The sequence below is a fragment of the Aeromonas sp. s13 genome (assembly GCF_040907905.1).
Taxonomy (GTDB): domain Bacteria; phylum Pseudomonadota; class Gammaproteobacteria; order Enterobacterales; family Aeromonadaceae; genus Aeromonas; species Aeromonas veronii.
Map to the genome: position 1 here is coordinate 72,207 of NZ_JBFOCS010000035.1, position 21,146 is coordinate 93,352.

Here is a 21,146-nt window from a genome sequence, read left to right on the forward strand (position 1 = left end):
CATCTTCCACAGTTTTGGACCGGATTGCCCGCCCTGTGGATCTCCCCGGCGGCGGGCAGCAAGAGTAAGGACGACACATGATTGAGCAATTCTTCCGACCCGAGCAACTGGGTCAGGCTTTGGAACTCAAGGCCAGCTTCGGCAACGACGCCGTCTACATGGGAGGCGGCAGCAAGCTTAACGCCGCCCCGACCCGCACCGACAAGAAGGTCGCTATCTCACTGGACAAGCTGGGACTGAACCAGATTGAGCAGCAGCACGGCCAGCTCCATATCGGCGCCACCGTCACCCTGCAGACCCTGAAAGAGGATCCCCGCACCCCGGCCGCCCTGTGCGACGCGCTGGGGTTTGTCTACTCCCGCCATCTGCGCAATCAGGCCACCATTGGCGGCGAACTTGCCTGCCAGCAGCAGGACTCCCCGCTGTTGCCGGTACTGCTGGTACTCGAAGCCGTGGTCGTGCTGGAGAACAACCTGCTGCAACCCATCGACGCCTATCTGGCGGGCCAGCGCAATGCCCTGGTGCTGGGGATTGTGTTGCCGGAGCCTGAACTGCGCTGCGCCACCCGCCGCATCAGCCGCAACGCCGATGGGCTGGCGGTGATGACCGCCGCGGTAGCCCTCGACAGCATTGGCGAGATGCGGGTGGCCGTCGCTGGCGTCACCCCGCAGCCGATGCGCCTGCGGGATCTGGAGCGCCGTGATCTGCACGATGCCGCGCTGGAGGCCGCCGTGAGCGAGCTGATTGCGCCCCGTGAGGACTTGGCGGGTAGCATAAGTTACAAGCGGTATATCACCGGTGTAGTGGTGGCGGATCTGCTGGTGGATTGCCAGCAGCAGGAGGTGCAAGCATGATGGAACTCAACTTTACCCTGAACGGTGCCCTGCGCACCGTCATCTGCAAGGCCGGTGACAATGCCCAACGGGTGCTGTTCAACCAGTGCCGGATGCACTCGGTGCGTAACAGTGACGACAGCTTCGGCTTTGCCGGTTCCGATGCCATCCTGTTCAATGGCAAGGTGATCAACGCCTCCCTGCTGATCGCCGCCCAGCTGGATGGATCAGAGGTGCGCACCGCCGAGTCGCTGGGCAGCTGGAACCAGCTCAGTCTGGTACAGCAGGCGATGGTGGATGTGGGGGTGGTGCAGTCCGGCTACAACGATCCGGCCGCCGCGCTCATCGTCACCGACCTGCTTGATCGCCATCCCGAGCCTACCCGTGATCAAATCGACGATGCCCTCTCGGGCCTGTTTCACCGCGATGGCGGTTATCAGCAGTTCTATCAGGCCATCGAGCTTGCCTGTTCACGGATGAAGGATCCCGATTACCTGTGCCAGATCGCCCCCGAGTTTCGCGACGATTTGCGCCATATCGGCAAGAGCTGCCCAAAAGTGGACGCCGCCAAGATGGTGCAGGCCAAGCCCTGTTATGTGGAGGATCGGGTTACTGAAGATGCGTTGATCATCAAGATGCTGCGCAGCCCCCATCCCCATGCGGTGATCACCAAACTCGATGTGAGCCGCGCCGAGGCGCTGCCGGGCGTCGTGCATGTCATCACCCACCTCAACTGCCCGGATGTGTTTTACACCCCGGGTGGTCAGAGTGCTCCCGAGCCGTCACCCCTCGATCGCCGCATGTTTGGCCGCAAGCTGCGTCACGTCGGTGATCGGGTCGCCGCCGTGGTGGCCGAGAGCGAAGCCATCGCATTGGCGGCCCTCAAACTCATCGAGGTCGAGTATCAGATGTTGCCAGCGGTCATGAACATCGATGAGGCGATGGCCCCCAATGCACCCCTGGTGCACGACGAGCCCATTGTCTATATGGCCGGGGCGCCTGCGGATCTCGAGCAGCAGAACGCCTGCTCGGTGCGCCGCGGCGACGAACACATGATCATCAACTTCCCCATCGGTTCCCGCCCGCACGAGAACCTGGCCGCCAGCGTCCATGGCCAGATCGGCGATGTAGCCAAGGGCTTTGCCGAGGCGGACGAGATTGTCGAGCGCACCTACGAATCAACCCAGGCCCAGCAGTGCCCGACCGAGCCGCACATCTGCTTCACCTACATGGATGGTGATCGTCTGGTCATTCACGCTTCCACCCAGGTGCCGTGGCACGTGCGCCGTCAGGTGGCGCGCATCGTCGGCATGAAGCAGCACCAAGTGCATGTGATCAAGGAGCGGGTAGGGGGCGGCTTTGGCTCCAAGCAGGATATCCTGCTGGAAGAGGTATGCGCCTGGGCCACGAAAGTCACCGGCCGTCCGGTCACCTTCCGCTATACCCGTGAAGAGGAGTTCATCAGCAACACCTCCCGCCACGTGGCCAAGGTGAAGGTCAAAATAGGGGCCAAAAAAGATGGCACTATTACCGCCATCGACATGGATTTTCGCGCCAACACCGGCCCTTACGGCAACCACTCATTGACGGTGCCGAGCAACGGCCCGGCGCTCTCCCTGCCGCTCTATCCGTGCGACAACGTGCGCTTTACCGTCAACACCTACTACAGCAACATCTGTCCGACCGGGGCCTATCAGGGTTATGGCGCGCCCAAGGGCAACTTCGCCCTGACCATGGCCATTGCCGAGCTTGCCGAGAAACTGGGGATCGATCAGCTCGACATGGTGGAGCACAACCGGGTGCATGAAGGGGACATCCTCAAGGTGCTGGGTGCCATCGGCGAGGGCAAGATGCCTACTTCGGTGCCCCATGCGGCCAGCTGCGCCCTCGAGCCCATCCTCAAACAGGGTCGCGAACTGATTGCCTGGGATAGCCCCAAACCCGCCGACGGGGATTGGCGCATCGGCCGTGGCGTCGCCATCATCATGCAAAAATCGGGGATCCCGGATATCGATCAGGCCAACTGCATGGTCAAGCTGGAATCTGACGGCACCTTTATCGTCCACTCCGGTGGCGCCGATATCGGTACCGGCCTCGATACCGTGGTCGCCAAGCTGACCGCCGAGGTGCTCGGTTGCCCGCTCAGCGATGTGCATGTGATCTCTGGCGATACCGACCATGCCCTGTTCGACAAGGGGGCCTACGCCTCGTCAGGTACCTGCTTCTCCGGCAACGCGGCCAAAAAGGCGGCCGAGAACCTCAAGGAGAAGATCCTGTTCCACGGCGCCGCCATGCTGGGCGAGCCGGTGGAGGATGTGGAGCTGGTTCATCCGGGCATAGTGCGCGGCAAGCAGGGGGAGGTGACCCTCGCCAAGCTGGCCCACAAGGCCGAGACCGGTACCGGCTTCGGTATCCTCGTGGGCACCGCCAGCTACATCACCTCTGAGCTTGCCTTCCCGTACGGGGCCAACTTCGCCGAGGTGGCGGTCAACGTCAGAACCGGCGAGATCCGGCTCGACAAGTTCTACGCCCTGCTCGACTGCGGCACCCCCATCAACCCGGAACTGGCGCTCGGCCAGATCTACGGGGCGACCATGCGGGCCATCGGCCACTCATTGACCGAGGAGATCTGCTACGACGGCAAGGGCATTCCGCTCACCCGGGATCTGAAGAGCTATGGCGCGCCCAAGATTGGCGACATTCCGCGCGACTTCCGGGCCTTCCTGGTACCGAGTGACGACAAGGTCGGCCCTTACGGCGCCAAGTCCATCTCGGAGATCGGGGTCAACGGCGCCGCGCCTGCCATCGCCACCGCCATCCACGACGCCTGTGGTGTCTGGTTGCGCAAGTGGCATTTCACGCCGGAGCAGATCCTGCGCGAGCTGGGCAAGCTGGAGCAAAAAGTGTCGGTATAACAAAAGAAAAGGTGAGGGGCGGGCGCCAGCTCGCCCCCAGCGCCTGACGGCGGAATGAGTACTCCGCCTACATTCTGTGTGATGGGACAAACATGATGTCTAAAACAACACGCAAGCACTCGGATCTCATTTACGAGCTGGAAGACAAACCCCCGTTTTATCAAACCCTGATGGGCGCAGTGACCCATCTGCTGGCCATTTTTGTTCCTATGGTAACCCCGGCGCTGATCGTCGGCGGCGCCCTGGGTCTCTCCACCGAGATCACCGCCTATCTGGTCTCCATGGCGATGATCGCCTCCGGTATCGGCACCTGGCTGCAGGTGAACCGTTATGGCCCCATCGGGTCTGGGCTGCTCTCCATCCAGTCGGTCAACTTCTCCTTCGTCACCGTGATGATCGCGCTCGGCGGCGCCATGAAAAAAGATGGCATCCATGAGGAGCTGATCGTCTCGACCCTGCTCGGGGTCTCCTTTGTCGGTGCCTTTCTGGTGATGGGCTCCTCCTTTGTGCTGCCCTACCTCAAGCGGGTGATCACCCCGACCGTGAGCGGGGTAGTGGTGCTGATGATTGGCCTGAGCCTTATCAAGGTGGGGATCATCGACTTTGGCGGCGGCTTCTCCGCCATGAGCAGCGGCACCTTTGGCAAATACGAGCACATCGGGCTGGGGCTCTTGGTGCTCTGCGTCATCGTCGCCTTCAACTGCAGCCGAAGTCCGCTGCTGCGGATGAGCGGGATCGCCATCGGTCTGATGGTGGGCTATGCGGTGGCCCTGATGCTCGGTATGGTAGATTTCTCCGCCCTTGAGGACCTGCCGCTTATTACGGTGCCGATCCCGTTCAAGTACGGTTTCTCCTTCGATTTTCACGCCTTTATGCTGGCGGGCACCATCTATCTGTTGAGCGTGCTGGAGGCGGTGGGGGATATCACCGCCACCGCCATGGTCTCCCACCGGGATATTCAGGGCCCCGAGTTTCAAAAACGGCTCTCCGGCGGTGTGCTGGCGGACGGTCTGGTATCGGTGATCGCCTCGGCCCTCGGCTCTTTGCCACTCACCACCTTTGCCCAGAACAACGGCGTCATCCAGATGACCGGGGTGGCGTCACGCCATGTGGGCAAGTTTATTGCCGTCATTTTGGTGCTGCTGGGGCTCTTCCCGGTGGTGGGGCGCTTCTTTACCACCATACCGTCACCTGTGATGGGTGGCGCCATGGTCATCATGTTCTCCATGATCGCCATCGCTGGTGGTCGCATCATCATCAGCCACGGTTTCGATCGGCGGGAGACCCTGATTGTCGCCACCTCGCTGGGTCTTGGGCTCGGGGTCTCCTATGACCCGAACGTCTTCAAGGTGCTGCCGGCGGGTATCTACATGCTGGTGGAGAACCCCATCTGCGCCGGCGGCATCACCGCCATCATCATGAATCTGGTGCTGCCGCAAAGCCGCAAGCGCAAGGCAGCCGTCAGGGATGCCGAGGCGGTGGAGGTGATCCAGCTGAGCGACAAGCCGGATGTGATCTTTACCGCCCGCAGTGCGGGCCAGCCATCGGCCAGCAAGGGTGAGGGTTCACCAGAGCCAGTACCCGGGGAGGCGGTGGCGCCACAGGTGGAACGGATCTGACGGTTAAACCGGCAAAAAACGTCAACAGAACAAGAAAAACAGGGAAACGGTTATGAAAAACGACAACTCTGTCAAAGCGGTACGCGGCAGCTTCTTCGATATCACCCGGGTGGTGGATCAGCCCGAGGAGATTGAGTCCAACGCCCGCCTTATCGAGGATGGTCTGCTGATCATTCGCAACGGCTGCATCGACTGGTTCGGTGAGTGGGAGGAGGGGAAAGATCGCATTCCGACCGAAGTGCGGGTGCGCGATTATCGCGGCAAGATGATAGTGCCGGGCTTTGTCGATACCCACATTCACTATCCCCAGAGCGAGATGGTAGGGGCCTATGGCGAGCAACTGCTGGAGTGGCTCAACCGCCACACCTTCCCCGCCGAGCGGCGCTACAACGATCTCGAATATGCCCGCGAGATGTCCACCTTCTTTATCAAGCAGCTGCTGCGCAACGGCACCACCACGGCGCTGGTGTTCGGCACCGTTCACCCCGAGTCGGTAGACGCCCTGTTCGAGGCGGCCAGCCGTATCAATATGCGGATGATCGCGGGCAAGGTGATGATGGATCGCAATGCGCCCGATTATCTGCTCGATACCGCCGAGAGCAGCTATGTGCAGAGTAAGCAGCTTATCGAGCGCTGGCACGGCAATGGTCGACTGCTCTATGCCATCACACCACGATTTGCACCTACTTCGACACCCGCGCAGCTGGCGATGGCACGGCGACTGCGCGAAGAGTTTCCCACCACCTATCTGCACACCCATCTGTGCGAGAACAAGGACGAGATCGCCTGGGTCAAATCCCTGTTCCCGGCGCACAAGGGCTATCTCGATGTCTATCACCAGCATGGGCTGACCGGCCACAACTGCGTGTTTGCCCACTGCGTCCATCTGGAAGAGCAGGAGTGGGATTGCTTGAAGGAGACCGGCTCCACCATCGCGTTTTGTCCCACCTCGAATCTTTATCTCGGCAGCGGCCTGTTCAAGCTGCACAAGGCGTGGCGCAAGCAGGTGAAGGTGGGGATGGGCACCGACATCGGCGCGGGCACCACCTTCAACATGCTGCAGACCCTCAACGAGGCCTACAAGGTGATGCAGTTGCAGGGCGAGCGGCTATCGGCCTATCAGGCCTTCTATCTGGCCACTCTGGGCGGCGCCCATTCGCTGGGGCTTGACGAGAAGATCGGCAGCTTTGCGGTGGGCAAGGAGGCGGACTTCGTGGTGCTCGACCCGGTCGCCACCCCGCTGCAGCAGCTGCGTTATGACAACTCCACAACCCTGCGGGACAAGCTCTTTGTGCTGTTGACCCTGGGGGATGACAGATCCATCTACCGCACCTATGTGGATGGCCAGCTGGTGCATGAACGGGGGTAGGGGCTGGAGTGGGCTGCCGCGGCGCAGCCCCGACGAATACGGCGGCTGGCGTGCCCCACAGGGGCGCCAGTCTTGCCGCACCACAGGGGATCTCCCCGCATAGAACGTGAAATGGCCCGGTTTTTTTGACCAGCAAGGCAAACGTTTGAGTCAAGGCTGCCTGCCCTGGTCTGTCTGTCGCATCCTCTGCCACCATCGCCTGTTTCTCATCAGGCTGGCGCTCGGCAGACCCGCAGATCCTGTCGCCATTTCGTCATGGAACATTCAGGCGCGTGTGAAGGAGTTGGGTATGACCCAAGCAAACAGCAGGACAAACAGCGTGGAACAGCTGGCCAATGATGACGCCAGCCAGAGCGCAGCAAAGCAACAGCCGCTCACGGCTCTTGATCGCTACTTTATGATCAGCGAGCGGGGCAGCAATGTCAGACAGGAGGTTCTGGCGGGCCTCACCACCTTCCTTGCCATGGTCTACTCGGTGATCGTGGTGCCGAGCATGCTCGGCAAGGCGGGTTTTCCTCCCGGCGCCGTGTTTGTCGCCACCTGTCTGGTGGCGGGGTTCGGTTCGCTCTTGATGGGGCTCTGGGCCAAGTTGCCGATGGCCATCGGCTGCGCTATTTCCCTCACAGCGTTTACCGCCTTCAGTCTGGTGCTGGGGCAGCAGATCCCCATTCCGGTGGCGCTGGGGGCGGTCTTCCTGATGGGGGTGCTGTTTACCGCTATCTCGGTGACCGGGGTGCGTAGCTGGATCCTCGACAACCTGCCGATGGGGATTGCCCACGGCACCGGCATCGGGATTGGTCTCTTCCTGCTGCTTATCGCCGCCAACGGGGTGGGGCTGGTGATCAAGAACCCGCTCGAGGGGCTGCCGGTGGCGCTGGGGGCCTTTACCTCGATGCCGGTCATTATGTCCCTGATCGGCCTTGCGGTGATCTTCGGGCTGGAGAAGCTGAGAGTACCGGGGGGGATCCTGCTGGTGATCATCGCCATCTCCATCTTCGGCCTTATCTTCGATCCGGCGGTGAAGTATCAGGGATTGTTCGCCCTGCCGAGCCTCTCGGACGATCAGGGCAAGTCCCTCATCTTCAGTCTGGATATCATGGGGGCCCTCTCGCCGCTGGTGTTGCCCAGCGTGCTGGCGCTGGTGATGACGGCGGTATTCGATGCCACCGGTACCATCCGCGCCGTGGCGGGGCAGGCCAACCTGCTCGATAAGGATGGTCACATCATCAACAGCGGCAAGGCGCTCAGTGCCGACTCGGTCAGCAGCATCTTCTCCAGTCTGGTGGGGGCGGCCCCCGCTGCCGTCTATATCGAATCGGCGGCGGGCACGGCGGCGGGAGGCAAAACCGGCCTGACCGCGACCGTGGTCGGCGGCCTGTTCCTGCTGATGCTGTTCCTCTCGCCGCTCTCCTATCTTGTGCCCGCCTATGCCACTGCTCCGGCCCTGATGTATGTGGGGCTCTTGATGCTGAGCAACGTCACCAAGCTCGATTTCGATGACTTTGTCGGGGCCATGTCCGGGTTGGTGTGCGCCGTCTTTATCGTGCTCACCTGCAACATCGTCACCGGCATCATGCTTGGCTTCAGCTCGCTGGTGATCGGCCGCATCTGCTCGAAGGAGTGGCACAAGCTCAACGTCGGCACCGTGGTCATCGCCCTGGCGCTGGTGCTCTTTTATGCTGGAGGGTGGGCTATTTAGGGATAACCCTCCCGTTTGGGGTCGCTCTGGCGGCCCCATTTTTATGTCTGCTATTTTATCCCTGCGTTGATCAGCCTGCCTTGGCTGGCTATCACGCCTCGGCCGTCTCCGCAGTTGGGGGATTCATCGCGATACCATTTTGATAAATCCCTCTACCAGATTGATAGGCTTCCACCCTTGCTCTCCTCGCTTTGCCGTTTTTTTCACCGCCGACGGGCCCCGTTTGCTCAGGGGCTGCCCTTGGCTTGTCGCTGCGAGCCAACAAAAGCAGGCTAGATGGGATCCCCTTCACACTTCTCCCCATTCTCCTGACGATGGCGGGAAACAGGCGCATATCTTGCTGTTTTTTATGCCGGTTCCAGATTTTTCCCTTCGAAAAAAGGACTTGCATATGTCCATAGGATTACCGCTCAAGCGGGTGGATGCCGAGGCCAAGGTGACCGGCAGCGCTCGCTATACCGATGACAACATCATGCTCGGGATGCGCCACGCCAAGTACGTGCGAAGCAATATTGCCCACGGCAAGGTGCTTGCCATCGATGCGACCGAAGCGCTGGCCCTGCACGGGGTCGAAGCCGTGTTTACCCATGAAGATGTCCCCACCACCTGTTTTCGCACCGCCGGTCACGCCTGGTCTCTCGATGAGGCGAAACGGGATGTGAAAGACCGCCGTCTGCTCACCGACCATGTACGCCACTTTGGCGATGGGGTCGCCATAGTCGTGGCGCGCGATCCGCTGGTCGCCGAAAAAGCGGCCGCGCTGGTCAAGGTGACTTACGAGCCGCTGCCAGTGATGACGGATGCCGAAAGTGCCCTTGCCGACGGAGCCTATCCCATCCACCCGAGCGGCAATCTGCTGCGCCAAAGCCAGCTTCGCGCCAATGACCCGGAGCAGGCCATTGCCTCCGCTGACCTGCAATTTCAGGCGCACTACCGGACGCCGGTGGTGCAGCACTGCCATCTGGAGACGGTGACCTGCTACGCCTACATGGATCAACCGGACCACATCATAGTGGTCAGTAGCACCCAGATCCCCCAGATAGTGCGCAGCCGGGTCGCCAAATCTCTCGGCCTGCCCTGGTCGAGCGTGCGGGTGATCAAGCCCTATATGGGCGGCGGCTTTGGCAACAAGCAGGATGTGCTGGAAGAGCCGATGGCGGCGTTTTTGAGCTACAAACTTGGCGGCGTGCCGGTCAAGGTGACCTTGAGCCGGGAGGAGTGCTTCTTTGCCTCCCGCACCCGCCACGGTTTTGCCATCGATGGCAAGATGGGCCTCAACCGCGACGGCACCCTCAAGGGCTATCAGCTCGACGTGCTCTCCAACACCGGCGGCTATGCCTCTCACGGCCACTCCATCGCCAGCGCCGGGGGCAACAAGATCAGCTACCTCTATCCGCGTAGCGCCTTCGGTTATGACGCCAAAACCTTCTACAGCAACCTGCCCACCGCCGGTGCCATGCGCGGTTACGGTGCGCCGCAGGTGATTTTTGCCCTCGAATGCATGCTGGATGATGCCTGCGCCGAGTTGGGCCTGGATCCGCTCGATGTGCGGATCGCCAACGGGGCGCGGGAAGGGGATGTCAATCAGGTCAACCAGAAGACCATCTACAGCGCCGGGTTGCCGGACTGCCTGCTGCGTGGTCGCGAGATGTTCGAGTGGGATCGACTCAAGGCCGAGTGTCTGGGGCAGGATCCTGCCAGCCGGGTGCGGCGCGGCATCGGGGTAGCGTGCTTTAGCTACGGCTCCAACACCTATCCGGTGGGGGTCGAAATTGCCGGTGCCCGCATGCTGCTCAATCAGGATGGCACCGTCAATCTGCAGATCGGTGCCACCGAGATAGGGCAGGGGTCGGACACCGTCTTTGCCCAGATGGCGGCCCAGACGTTGGGCATTCCGTTTGAGCAGATCCGGGTCATCTCGACTCAGGATACCGACATCACCGCCTATGATCCGGGCTCGTTCGCCTCGCGCCAGAGTTATGTGGCAGCCCCAGCCATCCATCAGGCGGCGCTGCAGTTGCGGGCCCGTATCCTCTCACTGGCGGCCCGGCTCTGCCATCAGGATGTAGGGTCGCTGACCCTGATCGACGGCTACGTGGTGCTGGCCGGTGCGCCGGACAAGGTACTGATCAGCGTGGCCGAGGTGTCGGTCAACGCCTACTACCACCTCACTATCGGCGGCCAGATCACCTCCGAGGTCTCCCACAAGACCACCACCAACCCGCCCAGTTTCGGCTGTACCTTTGTCGATCTCAGCGTCGATATCGATCTCTGCAAGGTAACCATCAATCGCATCATCAACCTGCACGATGCAGGCAAGATCCTCAATCCGCAGCTGGCGGAGGGACAGGTGCACGGCGGCATGGGGATGGGGATCGGCTGGTCGCTGTTCGAGGAGATGATCATCGACGCCAAGACTGGCGTGGTACGCAACCCCAACCTGCTCGACTACAAGTTCCCCACCATGCTGGATTTGCCAGAGCTTGAGTGCGACTTCGTGCAGACCTATGAGCCCCAATCGGTCTATGGCCACAAATCCCTGGGGGAACCGCCGATCATTTCGCCGGGCCCGGCCATCCGTAACGCCATTCGCATGGCGACCGGGGTGGCCATCAACGAGCTGCCCATCACCCCCAAAACCCTGTTCCGGGAGTTTGTCGCGGCGGGTTTGATTGGCGAGGGATCAGGGGAGGAGCAACACCATGTTTGATATTGCCCGTTACTACAAGGCGCACAGCGTGGCCGAGGCGGTTGCTCTGCGCCAGGCCGACCCCGAGGCGCGCCTCTTGGCCGGTGGCACCGATGTGATGATCCAGCTCCATCACCTCAACGCCGCCTATCGTCATATCGTCGATATTCACGACTTGCCCGAACTCAAAGGGGTGTGCGAGCTGGCTGACGGTTCTATCCGCATCGGCTCTGGCACCACCTTTACCGAGATCATCGAAAACGAGCTGGTGCAGCGCCGCCTGCCGATGCTGGCCGAGGCGGCCGCCACCATCGCCGGCCCGCAGATCCGCAACGTCGCCACCTATGGCGGCAATATTTGCAACGGCGCCACCAGTGCTGACTCGGCGGCGCCTACCGTGGCGCTGGAAGCGGAGCTGGAAATTGCCGGGCCCAATGGTACGCGCCGCATCCCCATCGCCGGTTTTCACACCGGCCCCGGCAAGGTTGCGCTGCAACCGGCGGAGATCCTGGTGGCGTTTCATTTCGCCCCGGATACTCACCCCCAGGTGGGCTCCCACTACTTCAAATACGCCATGCGCGATGCCATGGATATCGCCACCATCGGCTGCGCCGCCTACTGCCAGATTGAGGATGGTCACTTCAAGAATTTGCGGCTGGCCTACGGGGTGGCGGCACCGACACCGGTGCGCACGCCCCACGCGGAAGCTGCGGCCGAGGGGCAACCCCTGACTCGCGCCACACTGGCCGCCATTGCTGAGGCGGTGGTGGCCGATGTGGCGCCACGATCCTCCTGGCGGGCGGAGAAAGAGTTTCGCCTGCACCTTATCAAAACCCTGGCGCAGCGGGTGGTCGCCTGCGCAGTCGAACGTGCCGGAGGCAAGATCCTATGATGCAATCGCAAAGCTGTCCCGCCGTGGAGATCCAGTGCGAGATCAACGGCAAGCCTTACTCCTATGCAGTGCCGCCCACCATGTCGCTGCTCCACTTCCTGCGCGGACAGGGGCTCATCAGTGTGAAAGAGGGGTGCAGTGTCGGTGAGTGCGGCGCCTGTACCGTGCGGGTTAATGGCACGGCTATCGACAGCTGCCTCTATCTGGCGGTGTGGGCCGATGGCAAATCCATTCGCACCGTGGAGGGAGAGCGCAAAGGTAACGAACTCTCCGATGTGCAGCAGGCCTTTATCGACGAGGGGGCGGTGCAGTGCGGTTTTTGCACCCCGGGCCTCGTGATGGCGAGCGCCGCCCTGCTCGACAAGACCGAGCGCCGTCCTCTGACCGATGCGGAGATCCGCCGCGGGCTGTCGGGCAACCTCTGCCGTTGTACCGGTTATCAGAACGTGGTGCGGGCGGTGAAGAAGTGCTGCAAAGGGTGATAGTTCGGGTGCCGTGAGTGGTGCGTGCTGTTGTGTGAGAAAGGAAACAAGCCGCCCAAAAACACAGACCCGCCTCGAAAGAGGCGGGCCTGCTGCTGAGTGGGGTCAGGAGACATCACACTTTTGGCTGGTCGATCACCAATTTGCCATCCTTGACCGGAATGGTGGCGCCGGGTGCTTGCTTCATGCGGGTCACCCCCTCCTGACCTGCGAGGCGATAGGTCACGTCATAACCAATGGTATTGACGTTCGTATCCTGCACGGTTTTGCAGCGCTGCTCGGTGGTGGTGTAGGTATCGCCGGCCTGCATATTGCCCTGCACCTGATTACCGGCATAGCCACCCGCGACCGCCCCGGCTGCGGTGGCCACCTTCTTGCCGCTGCCACCGCCAAACTGGTGGCCGACCACGCCCCCCAGCGCCGCGCCAACCACGGTGCCGAGGATCTTGTGCTCATCCTGTACCGGCTTGCGATGGGTCACGGTGACGTTGCGACACTCCTGTCGGGGAGTCTTGATGGTCTCGGTGATCGGCTTGCTGGCGATCACCTCGGCAAAGGTGGGCTGGGGTGTAAAGAGGGAGCCGCTGGCCGCCGCCGAGAGTGCCAGGGCCGAGGCGATGCCAATACCGATACCTGCCATCATGGATCTGTTCATCTTGTTGTTCTCCTGCATACCCATACGGGCTCTTCCAATCTGGCGCCATCTTGTCACAACCGGCTGGCCGGACAAGGCGAGGGGGATGGGTCTGCGACAGGCGCTGGCAAGGTCAAAAAATAGCCACCATGAAAAAGTGTCTGACTTTGGCGACAACGGACTAAAAGTGACCAGTTTCCGGCGCATGGCGGGCTTTGCCTGTGTGATAAGGAGCAATTCGAGTCGCAATTTGCAAGGCGGGCGGTGAGCAGAATGCCAGAGTGGCAAAGTGCTGACGGGGGCAGGTCAAGGGAGGCCTTGAGCAAGGGCTCTGTTCGTTGAGATGGCCACGCAAGTGGTTGATAAATGGCTCCAGCTCCATCGGATGTTAGCCGATAAGAGATCACGGCAAGCATTTTGCTTTGATTGGGTGAAGCAGAGGGTGAACGGGTCGGCAGACAACGGCGTAAGACCGAAATAAAGATGTTCACCCGAGATCACCGGATCAACGAGGGGGAGATATGTCAATGTTACCCAGCTGGATCAACCCGGCCATTCAGGCCAACATCATCACGGTGCAGCAGGCCGAGCGTCTGCTCTCATCCCTCTACCAACCCCTGGCCGAGCAGGGAGAGGAGCTTCCCGCCGATATCGCCGACATCAGCCTTAAACTCTACTGCTTCCGCCAGCAGGGGCGGGTACGCCACTAACGATGATTGAGGTAAAGCCTTCGCCATTGGCGGGGGCTCGCTTGCCCGAACTCGCACCGAATACCTTTTCCGCTCTTCCTCTAAGACGTTTTGCTAATACCTGCCGCTGCAGGCTCGCTGTTAGGCTGTCATCCCCATAAGAGACCAGTGACGGGCAGGATGCCCATGTCGCTTGCTGATCTCTGAATCATCCCGAAACTGCCCGTTTTGTGCCACTTGTGAGGAAGGAATCCGATGACAGTGCAGAACATCTATGAGCGCGACCTTGCCAAAACTGCTGCCAATTTTGAGGCCCTGACCCCCATCAGCTTTCTGGGGCGGGCGGAGCGGGTCTATCCCGACTATCCGGCGCTGATCCATGGCTCGCTGCGCCAGAGCTGGGGCGAGACCGCCCGCCGTTGCCGCCAGTTGGCCTCGGCCCTGCGGCTTCACGACATCGGGGAGGGGGATACCGTCTCCATCGTTGCGCCCAATATCCCGGCGATGTTTGAAGCTCACTTCGGGGTGCCCATGAGCGGCGCCGTGCTCAACACCATCAATACCCGGCTCGATGCAGAGTCGATGGCCTTTATCTTCCAGCATGCCCAGAGCAAGGTGGTGCTGGTGGACAGGGAGTTTGGTGCCGTTGTGTGCAAGGCATTGGATCTGCTGGAGCGCCAACCGCTGATCATCGCCATCGACGATCCCCTCTACCGGGAAGGGGCGCTTGTCAGTGACCTCGACTATGAGACCTTTATTGCCACTGGTAACGGCGATGAACCCGGCTGGCTGCCACAAGATGAGTGGCAGGCGATATCCCTTAACTACACCTCCGGCACTACCGGCAATCCCAAGGGGGTGGTCTATCACCATCGTGGCGCCCACCTCAATGCCATCAACAATGTGCTCTCCTGGGAGCTACCCAAACACCCCGTCTACCTCTGGACCCTGCCGATGTTTCACTGCAACGGCTGGTGCTTCCCCTGGACGCTGGCGGCGACGGCCGGGGTGAGCGTCTGTCTGCGTCATGTGCAGGCGGCCGCCATTTATGAGGCGTTGCATGAGCACAAGGTGACCCATTTTTGCGCAGCGCCCATCGTGCTCAATATGCTCAACAATGCCGATCCGGCGCTCAAGCAGGGGCTGGATCACCCCATCAAGGTGATGACCGCTGGCGCTGCGCCCCCCGCCACCGTGATCGCCGGTATGGAAGCGATGGGGATCGCCGTGACCCACGTTTACGGCCTCACCGAAACCTATGGCCCCTGCGTGTTGTGCGAGCCGCAAAGAAGCTGGCAAGGACAGGATGCCACCACGCTGTCGCGTCTCAAGGCACGGCAGGGTGTTGCGTCGCCCCTGCAGGGGGAGATGCGGGTTATCAATCCGGTCACTGGCGAGCCGGTGGCCAAGGATGGCAAAACCATGGGGGAGATAGTGCTGCGCGGTAATGTGGTGATGAAGGGCTATCTGAAAAATCCGGCGGCCAGCGCCGAGGCGATGGCGGAGGGGTGGTTTCGCAGTGGCGATCTGGCGGTATGGCACCCGGATGGTTATGTGGAGATCAAGGACAGATCCAAGGACATCATCATCTCCGGCGGAGAGAATATCTCCAGTCTGGAGGTGGAAGATGTGCTCTATCGCCATCCCGATGTGGACGAAGCGGCAGTGATCGCCATGCCCGATGAGAAGTGGGGGGAGGTGCCTTGCGCCTTCGTGAAATTGAAAGAGGGGCGAGAGACTACCCAGGCGGAGCTGATCGCCTTTTGTCGTGAGCAGATGGCGCACTTCAAGGCCCCCAAACGTATCATCTTCACCCCATTGCCCAAGACCTCCACCGGCAAGGTGCAAAAGTTTGTGCTGCGCAAACAGCTGGGGTAGCAGCCTGTTCGTAAGGAGCCAGCACAGCCATTCATAGGAGGGAGATACAAGGGGTCTGGAGGGCTGCTGGCCCTCCCGTTGTGTGGCTAGGGAGCCTTGCAAGCGACGCAGTTGCGGCCGCTCTGTTTGGCCTGATAGAGCATCTGATCGGCGCGGGCGTAGAGGCTCTCCATCAGCTCCCCTTCGCCATTTTCCACCAGTCCGGCGCTGATGGTGATGACCAGCTTATCCCCATCGGGCAGGGGGAGCGGGCTTTGCATCACCTGCAGGCGCAGCCGCTCGGCCAGGGATGCGGCGGCCAAGAGGGTGGTGTTGGGCAGCAAGATGGCAAACTCGTCACCGCCGATGCGGGCCAGCACATCTTCGCTGCGCAGCACCGATTGCATCACCCTGCCCAGATGCACCAGCGCGCTATCCCCAAGGGGATGGCCGAAGCGATCGTTAATGCACTTGAACTGATCCACATCCAGCACCATCAGCACCGAGGTGAGGTGGTGGCGCATGTCCAGACTGAGGTTCTTCTCGCACAGTTCGAAAAAGAAACGGCGGTTGTAGAGACCGGTGAGGCCATCGCGCACCGACTGCTGGTGTAGCTGTTCCTTGAGCTGGTGCAGTTCGGTAATGTCGGAGGAGATCCCGATCAGGGTCGGGGTGCCATCCCCCAGCAGAAAGGGCACCTTGACCGACCAGTAGTAGTGCTGATTGCCTTCGGGATCGGTCAGCATCTCTTCCCCGGCTTGCAGCTCGCCGGTTTCGAATACCCGGTTGTCCAGCCGCCACAGCTGGCAGGCGCTGGCCGCGGGGATCATCTCATCATCGCGCCGGTTGATGATCTGCTCGGCAGGAAGGCCCAGCAGATCGGCGACCTTTTGGTTGACGTAGAGAAAGCGGTGCAGGCTGTCCTTCATATAGATATGGGCATCCACGTTGGCGAGGATGATTTCCAGCAGCTGATGCTGCTCCGCCATGCGGGCCTCAATCAGCTTGTGTTCGGTGATATCGGTGGAGATGCCGCACAGGCCGATCAGGTTGCCATCCTTGTCATGGATGGGCTTTTTAACGGTCCAGTAGCAGCGCTTTTCCCCGGTGGATTTGAGGTAGTTGATCTCCTCCTGGGCGATGGCGAGTTGTTGCTCCATTACCAACCGGTCGTTGCGTTGAATGGTGTCGGAGAATTCGAGATCAAAAAAGGCCCGATCATCCTGCCCCTGCAACTCGGCGAGGGTGCAACCAAAGAGATCCAGCACCGCCTGATTGGCATAGGTGTAACGGCCCGCCAGATCCTTGGTAAACATGTAGGCGTCCGTCTCGTTGAAGATGGCTTTGAGGTGATCCAGCTCATGCTGTAACTGGATAGAGAAGGGTTCATCCTTCATGGGGCTAGCCATCCTTGGGTCGCTACGATGGGTCGGTTGAACAAGACGCGCAACAGAGATCAACAGCTTTAAATAAAGCACCGAACAGGTCAGGTTTCGCGTTTATTTCCGCAAGTTCTGCGCCATGTCACACGGTTGTCATCGTTGGCGAGCTCAAAGGCAATCAACCGAGTCTGTGGTTGTGCAGATCACCCTGTTCCCCTCATTATCGGCCCGGCATCGTTGGTTAGCACCAGAGAAATTAATCAGCAATCAAATACGCCACCCCGAGCGGTAGAAAGGGCAACAAACAGGTCTTTAATCAAACTATTTTCACTGTGCCCCTGATATCATCCTCAGCAACGCAATATGGAGAGATACGAGATGGCAGTGGCACCGTTTAATTGGGATGACGCAGTTCAGTGGGACGGGCCGGGGGCTATTGCGGGTAGCGAAGAGAGTTTGAGTGCCGATCGGCTGGATCGCGCCCGCTATGCCGAATTTCTGACCAACTACCTGGCCGCCGAAGGCAAGCAGCGCAACTATGTGCTTAACCTCAATGCCGAGTGGGGGGCGGGTAAAACCTGGTTTATCAAGCGCTGGTATATGGAGCTGAAAGCGCACTATCCCACCGTCTATATCGATGCCTGGCAGCAGGACTTTTCCGATGATCCCTTATTGACGGTGATTTCGTCGATTATCGATCAATTGAGAGATGCAACAGGAAATAAGGTTGCAATACCTGATGGCATCAAGTCCAAACTATTGGGTTTGCTCAAAGTGGGCGGGAAATTGGTGCTCAAGTCAGCCATTAAAAAAGCTGGATGGGAAGATAGTGATTTTTCTGTGGAAGGTGAAGACGCAGATAAGCTGGTTGATACGCTTTGTAGCAATCACAAAGAGCGTTATGAATCTATCCAGTATCTTAAACAAGAGATCCGTCAATGGGTGGAAGGGGCTGTTGGTTTAAGTGAAGGAGAGCTGGATTATCCCGCATTTATTTTGATAGATGAGCTTGATCGTTGTCGCCCTTCCTATGCTGTGGAAATGCTGGAGACTATCAAGCATATATTCGACATTCCTAAAGTTGTTTTTGTATTGGCAACGGATACCGAGCAATTGCAACATGCAGTGAAGGTGATTTACGGCGCTGATTTTGATGCACATACATATTTAAGTCGTTTTTTTAGTAGGCGCTTTAGCTTGTTAGCTGGCTCAAAACGACATTTTATAGAAAGTAATTTATCTAATAGTGTACTTGTAGATCATTCTTTTGATAAGGTCTGGCCTAAAGGGTTAAATATAGAAGCTATTACCACAGTATTGTCATCTATATCTGATGCATGCCACTTATCTTTGCGAAGTACTGAGAAGTTAATTGACCGTATGACATTGGTACTTTTAAATTTAGAGAAAGACGATATTAATGTAGTCTTCTTGGCTTATATGCTTGCATTACATGAGATAAAACCATCCGATTATGAAATGATAATCACAATGGCAAGAAGTAGACAGAAACTGGAAAATGTAAAAATGCAGGAAATAAAGCCAAAGGCATTAAATGAACTGCAAGGATCAATAAATATCTCGATGAGAGCAGTGCAGGGAGTCGAATTTGTTGCTGGCGACTATAGTATTAAAATTGAAAATTTAATTAGAGACTATCTTTGGAGTTATCTTGGTGAGCACGATAATGCATCTGCTCATCTATTAGGTCAAAATAAAATTTTAATTGATCAACATCCTCGGTTTACTAGAGATGAGCATAGCGAGGCTTTGAAGTATTACATTTTAAATTCAGAGCTATATGAAAAATCCAGATTAGATATGTCGGTATATAGAAGCTGGGTTGAGTTAGCTATGTCATTTGAATGAGATTAACGGGCCAAATAGCCCGTTAATCAATAAGAAAATTTATTTATTATGCCGCTCATAAAGCCGCTGAACGACATCCTGTAATCCCAGCCCTTCATTTTGCAGCAGCACGGTCAGGTGGTAGAGCAGATCGGCGGATTCGTTAATGAGCTCTTCCCGATCCTTGGCCATGGCGGCCAGCGCCACTTCAACACCCTCTTCACCGACTTTCTGGGCGATGCGCTTTGTCCCTTTGCCATAGAGGCTGGCGGTGTAGCTGGTGGCCGGATCGGCCCCTTTGCGGGCTGCCAGCACCTGTTCCAGCTCTGCCAGAAAACCGAGTGGTGGCACCGGGTGACCATGGAAGCAGGAGGTTGTCCCTTTGTGGCAGGTGGGGCCGACGGGATTGGCGGCAATCAGCAGAGAGTCCTGATCGCAGTCGGTGCTGATGGCCACGAGTTGGAGCACATTGCCCGAGCTTTCGCCTTTGGTCCAAAGCCGCTGTTTGCTGCGGCTAAAGAAGGTGACCTGACCTGTGGTCTGGGTCTTCTCCAGCGCCTCGCGGGTCATAAAGCCCTGCATCAGCACCTCGCCGCTGGCGGCATGCTGGACGATGGCAGGGATCATGCCGTCGCATTTTTCCCAGTCGAGCTGCTCGGCAAGAGGGCGCGCGCTGGCGGTTGTTTGTGTGTTATCTGAGAAGTTATTCACGGATGGCGACTCCTTCGGTTTTCAGCCAGCGTTTCAATTCGGGAATGGGGATAAGGCCCTTGTGGAACACAGAGGCGGCCAGCGCCCCGTCCACATCGGCGAGGGTGAAGGCATCGCGAAAGTGCTCCATGGCACCGGCGCCGCCGGAGGCGATCAGCGGCACCTTGCAGACGCTGCGCACCAGCTTGAGCTGGTCGAGATCATAACCTTGGCGCATGCCGTCCTGATTCATCACGTTTAGCACGATTTCGCCCGCGCCGCGCTTTTGCACCTCCTGTACCCAGTCGAGGGTGTGCCAGGCGGTGGTGCGGGTGCGGCTCTCGTCACCGGTAAACTGTTTGACCTGATAGTGGCCCGTGTCGGCGTCGAAGTAGGAGTCAATGCCCACCACCACGCACTGCACGCCAAAGCGCTCGGCCAGTCGACTGATGAGGGTCGGATCGGCAAGGGCAGGGGAGTTGATGGAGACCTTATCGGCGCCAAATTCGAGGATCTGGCGGGCATCTTCCACACTTTTGATGCCACCGGCGACGCAGAAGGGGATATCGATCACCTCCGCCACCCGGCTCACCCAGCTCTTGTCCACCACCCGGGCATCGCTGGAGGCGGTGATGTCATAGAACACCAGCTCGTCAGCCCCTTCCTCGGCATAGCGGCGCGCCAGCTCGACTATGCCGCCCATCACCTCGTGGTTGCGAAACTGCACCCCCTTGACCACCACGCCATCTTTCACGTCTAGGCAGGGGATAATGCGTCTTGCCAGCATCAGTTGCCTCCTGTGGTATCGGCTGCGGGGGCTTGCCAGCAGGCGATGGCGTCACCTACCGAGAACTTGCCCTCCAGCAGGGCGCGGCCAAGGATGATCCCTTTGACGCCGGAGCCCTTGAGCGCCTCGATATCCGCGATGCCGCCAATGCCGCCAGAGGCCTGAAAGGCGACGCTCGGGTAGCGGGCGCAGAGATCCCGATAGAGCTCGACGTTGGTGCCAGCCAGGGTGCCGTCACGGCTGATGTCGGTGCAGAGCACATGCTTGAGCCCGGCGGGAAGGAAGCGCTCGATCAGCGCCTCGATGGTCACGCCGCTGTTCTCCTGCCAGCCTGCCACCGCGATATGGCGATTGCCCTGCTCATCGATGTTGACGTCCAGCGCCAGCACGATCTGCTCGGGGCCATATTTCTCCATCCAGCTGGCCACCAGATCCGGTGATTTGACGGCGGTCGAGCCAATCACCACCCGGCTGGCACCGGCGGCCAGCAGATCCGCTACATCCTGTTCGGTGCGCACGCCGCCGCCGACCTGCACTGGCGCTTCGGTGGCTGACAGCAGTTGGGTCAGCAGGGGCAGCTGGCGCGCCTTGGCATCCTTGGCACCGTCCAGATCCACCAGATGGAGCTGCACCGCCCCCTGGGAGACATATTCATCGAAGCGGGCCTGCGGGCTGCTGCTGTATTCGGTCTTCTGGCCGTAGTCCCCCTGATAGAGGCGAACCACCTGACCGTTGATAAGGTCAATTGCGGGAATGATCAT

General features: G+C 59.4%; 16 protein-coding genes. 11 read left to right on the plus strand and 5 right to left on the minus strand.

Annotated elements, in window-relative coordinates; all coding sequences use genetic code 11:
* Positions 1-77: 77 nt before the first annotated feature.
* The 8 genes from ygfM to xdhC all read left to right on the plus strand — a co-directional run bounded on the left by ygfM (position 78) and on the right by xdhC (position 12,498).
* Positions 78-854: a molybdopterin-dependent oxidoreductase FAD-binding subunit gene (gene ygfM, locus AB5Y82_RS05255; RefSeq protein WP_368173738.1), complete on the plus strand. Its 777-nt coding sequence runs from the start codon at positions 78-80 to the stop codon at positions 852-854.
* Entirely contained in the window at positions 851-3,748 is a 2,898-nt protein-coding gene (locus AB5Y82_RS05260) for a molybdopterin-dependent oxidoreductase Mo/Fe-S-binding subunit (protein WP_204356850.1), read from the plus strand. The genes ygfM and AB5Y82_RS05260 overlap by 4 nt, the downstream gene beginning before the upstream one ends.
* 95 nt (positions 3,749-3,843) lie before the next feature.
* Complete coding sequence (locus AB5Y82_RS05265) at positions 3,844-5,367, plus strand: nucleobase:cation symporter-2 family protein (RefSeq protein WP_111901163.1); 1,524 nt, start codon at positions 3,844-3,846, stop codon at positions 5,365-5,367.
* 52 nt (positions 5,368-5,419) lie between these two features.
* Entirely contained in the window at positions 5,420-6,736 is a 1,317-nt protein-coding gene (gene guaD, locus AB5Y82_RS05270; RefSeq protein WP_111901149.1) for a guanine deaminase, read from the plus strand.
* A gap of 397 nt (positions 6,737-7,133) precedes the next feature.
* Positions 7,134-8,435, plus strand: coding sequence for an NCS2 family permease (locus tag AB5Y82_RS05275; protein WP_180343373.1), 1,302 nt, complete (start codon positions 7,134-7,136; stop codon positions 8,433-8,435).
* Between the two features lie 391 nt (positions 8,436-8,826).
* Positions 8,827-11,145 (plus strand): xanthine dehydrogenase molybdenum-binding subunit XdhA, encoded by a 2,319-nt coding sequence (gene xdhA, locus AB5Y82_RS05280; protein WP_111901151.1) that lies wholly within the window; start codon positions 8,827-8,829, stop codon positions 11,143-11,145.
* Positions 11,138-12,016, plus strand: coding sequence for a xanthine dehydrogenase FAD-binding subunit XdhB (xdhB, locus tag AB5Y82_RS05285; protein ID WP_111901152.1), 879 nt, complete (start codon positions 11,138-11,140; stop codon positions 12,014-12,016). Before xdhA ends, xdhB begins: the two co-directional genes overlap by 8 nt.
* The gene (xdhC, locus tag AB5Y82_RS05290) at positions 12,013-12,498 is read left to right on the plus strand and encodes a xanthine dehydrogenase iron sulfur-binding subunit XdhC (RefSeq protein WP_111901153.1); all 486 of its coding nucleotides are present in this window, start codon (positions 12,013-12,015) and stop codon (positions 12,496-12,498) included. The genes xdhB and xdhC overlap by 4 nt, the downstream gene beginning before the upstream one ends.
* Before the next feature lie 115 nt (positions 12,499-12,613).
* Here xdhC and AB5Y82_RS05295 read toward each other — a convergent pair whose 3' ends face one another.
* Positions 12,614-13,153 (minus strand): glycine zipper 2TM domain-containing protein, encoded by a 540-nt coding sequence (locus AB5Y82_RS05295; protein WP_111901164.1) that lies wholly within the window; start codon positions 13,151-13,153, stop codon positions 12,614-12,616.
* A 500-nt stretch (positions 13,154-13,653) separates the two neighbouring features.
* Between AB5Y82_RS05295 and AB5Y82_RS05300 the strand changes: the two genes are divergently transcribed.
* Together AB5Y82_RS05300 and AB5Y82_RS05305 are read left to right on the plus strand one after the other, a co-directional pair.
* Positions 13,654-13,842: a hypothetical protein gene (locus tag AB5Y82_RS05300; protein WP_111901154.1), complete on the plus strand. Its 189-nt coding sequence runs from the start codon at positions 13,654-13,656 to the stop codon at positions 13,840-13,842.
* A 234-nt stretch (positions 13,843-14,076) separates the two neighbouring features.
* Positions 14,077-15,699 (plus strand): acyl-CoA synthetase, encoded by a 1,623-nt coding sequence (locus AB5Y82_RS05305; RefSeq protein WP_368173739.1) that lies wholly within the window; start codon positions 14,077-14,079, stop codon positions 15,697-15,699.
* An 86-nt stretch (positions 15,700-15,785) separates the two neighbouring features.
* On the opposite strand, the gene AB5Y82_RS05310 is transcribed toward AB5Y82_RS05305, so the two are convergent.
* Positions 15,786-17,075 carry a diguanylate cyclase gene (locus AB5Y82_RS05310; protein WP_368173740.1) on the minus strand — a complete coding sequence of 430 codons (1,290 nt, stop codon included), beginning with the start codon at positions 17,073-17,075 and terminating at the stop codon, positions 15,786-15,788.
* 363 nt (positions 17,076-17,438) lie between these two features.
* On the opposite strand from AB5Y82_RS05310, the gene AB5Y82_RS05315 reads away from it, so the two are divergent.
* Complete coding sequence (locus AB5Y82_RS05315; RefSeq protein WP_368173741.1) at positions 17,439-18,929, plus strand: P-loop NTPase fold protein; 1,491 nt, start codon at positions 17,439-17,441, stop codon at positions 18,927-18,929.
* A gap of 39 nt (positions 18,930-18,968) precedes the next feature.
* On the opposite strand, the gene hisIE is transcribed toward AB5Y82_RS05315, so the two are convergent.
* From hisIE to hisA, 3 genes are read right to left on the minus strand one after another with little or no spacing between them, the layout of a single operon-like run.
* Positions 18,969-19,619 carry a bifunctional phosphoribosyl-AMP cyclohydrolase/phosphoribosyl-ATP diphosphatase HisIE gene (gene hisIE / locus AB5Y82_RS05320; RefSeq protein ID WP_279485566.1) on the minus strand — a complete coding sequence of 217 codons (651 nt, stop codon included), beginning with the start codon at positions 19,617-19,619 and terminating at the stop codon, positions 18,969-18,971.
* Complete coding sequence (gene hisF, locus AB5Y82_RS05325) at positions 19,612-20,385, minus strand: imidazole glycerol phosphate synthase subunit HisF (RefSeq protein ID WP_139429206.1); 774 nt, start codon at positions 20,383-20,385, stop codon at positions 19,612-19,614. Before hisF ends, hisIE begins: the two co-directional genes overlap by 8 nt.
* Positions 20,385-21,146, minus strand: a complete 762-nt coding sequence (gene hisA, locus AB5Y82_RS05330; RefSeq protein WP_139462465.1) for a 1-(5-phosphoribosyl)-5-[(5-phosphoribosylamino)methylideneamino]imidazole-4-carboxamide isomerase — start codon at positions 21,144-21,146, stop codon at positions 20,385-20,387. Before hisA ends, hisF begins: the two co-directional genes overlap by 1 nt.

Bases quoted from the DNA above. Each gene is read 5' to 3' on its own strand.
- ygfM (WP_368173738.1), top strand. From the start codon at position 78: ATGATTGAGCAATTCTTCCGACCCGAGCAACTGGGTCAGGCTTTGGAA.
- AB5Y82_RS05260 (WP_204356850.1), top strand. From the start codon at position 851: ATGATGGAACTCAACTTTACCCTGAACGGTGCCCTGCGCACCGTCATC.
- AB5Y82_RS05265 (WP_111901163.1), top strand. From the start codon at position 3,844: ATGTCTAAAACAACACGCAAGCACTCGGATCTCATTTACGAGCTGGAA.
- guaD (WP_111901149.1), top strand. From the start codon at position 5,420: ATGAAAAACGACAACTCTGTCAAAGCGGTACGCGGCAGCTTCTTCGAT.
- AB5Y82_RS05275 (WP_180343373.1), top strand. From the start codon at position 7,134: ATGATCAGCGAGCGGGGCAGCAATGTCAGACAGGAGGTTCTGGCGGGC.
- xdhA (WP_111901151.1), top strand. From the start codon at position 8,827: ATGTCCATAGGATTACCGCTCAAGCGGGTGGATGCCGAGGCCAAGGTG.
- xdhB (WP_111901152.1), top strand. From the start codon at position 11,138: ATGTTTGATATTGCCCGTTACTACAAGGCGCACAGCGTGGCCGAGGCG.
- xdhC (WP_111901153.1), top strand. From the start codon at position 12,013: ATGATGCAATCGCAAAGCTGTCCCGCCGTGGAGATCCAGTGCGAGATC.
- AB5Y82_RS05295 (WP_111901164.1), bottom strand. From the start codon at position 13,153: ATGAACAGATCCATGATGGCAGGTATCGGTATTGGCATCGCCTCGGCC.
- AB5Y82_RS05300 (WP_111901154.1), top strand. From the start codon at position 13,654: ATGTCAATGTTACCCAGCTGGATCAACCCGGCCATTCAGGCCAACATC.
- AB5Y82_RS05305 (WP_368173739.1), top strand. From the start codon at position 14,077: ATGACAGTGCAGAACATCTATGAGCGCGACCTTGCCAAAACTGCTGCC.
- AB5Y82_RS05310 (WP_368173740.1), bottom strand. From the start codon at position 17,075: ATGAAGGATGAACCCTTCTCTATCCAGTTACAGCATGAGCTGGATCAC.
- AB5Y82_RS05315 (WP_368173741.1), top strand. From the start codon at position 17,439: ATGGCAGTGGCACCGTTTAATTGGGATGACGCAGTTCAGTGGGACGGG.
- hisF (WP_139429206.1), bottom strand. From the start codon at position 20,385: ATGCTGGCAAGACGCATTATCCCCTGCCTAGACGTGAAAGATGGCGTG.
- hisA (WP_139462465.1), bottom strand. From the start codon at position 21,146: ATGATCATTCCCGCAATTGACCTTATCAACGGTCAGGTGGTTCGCCTC.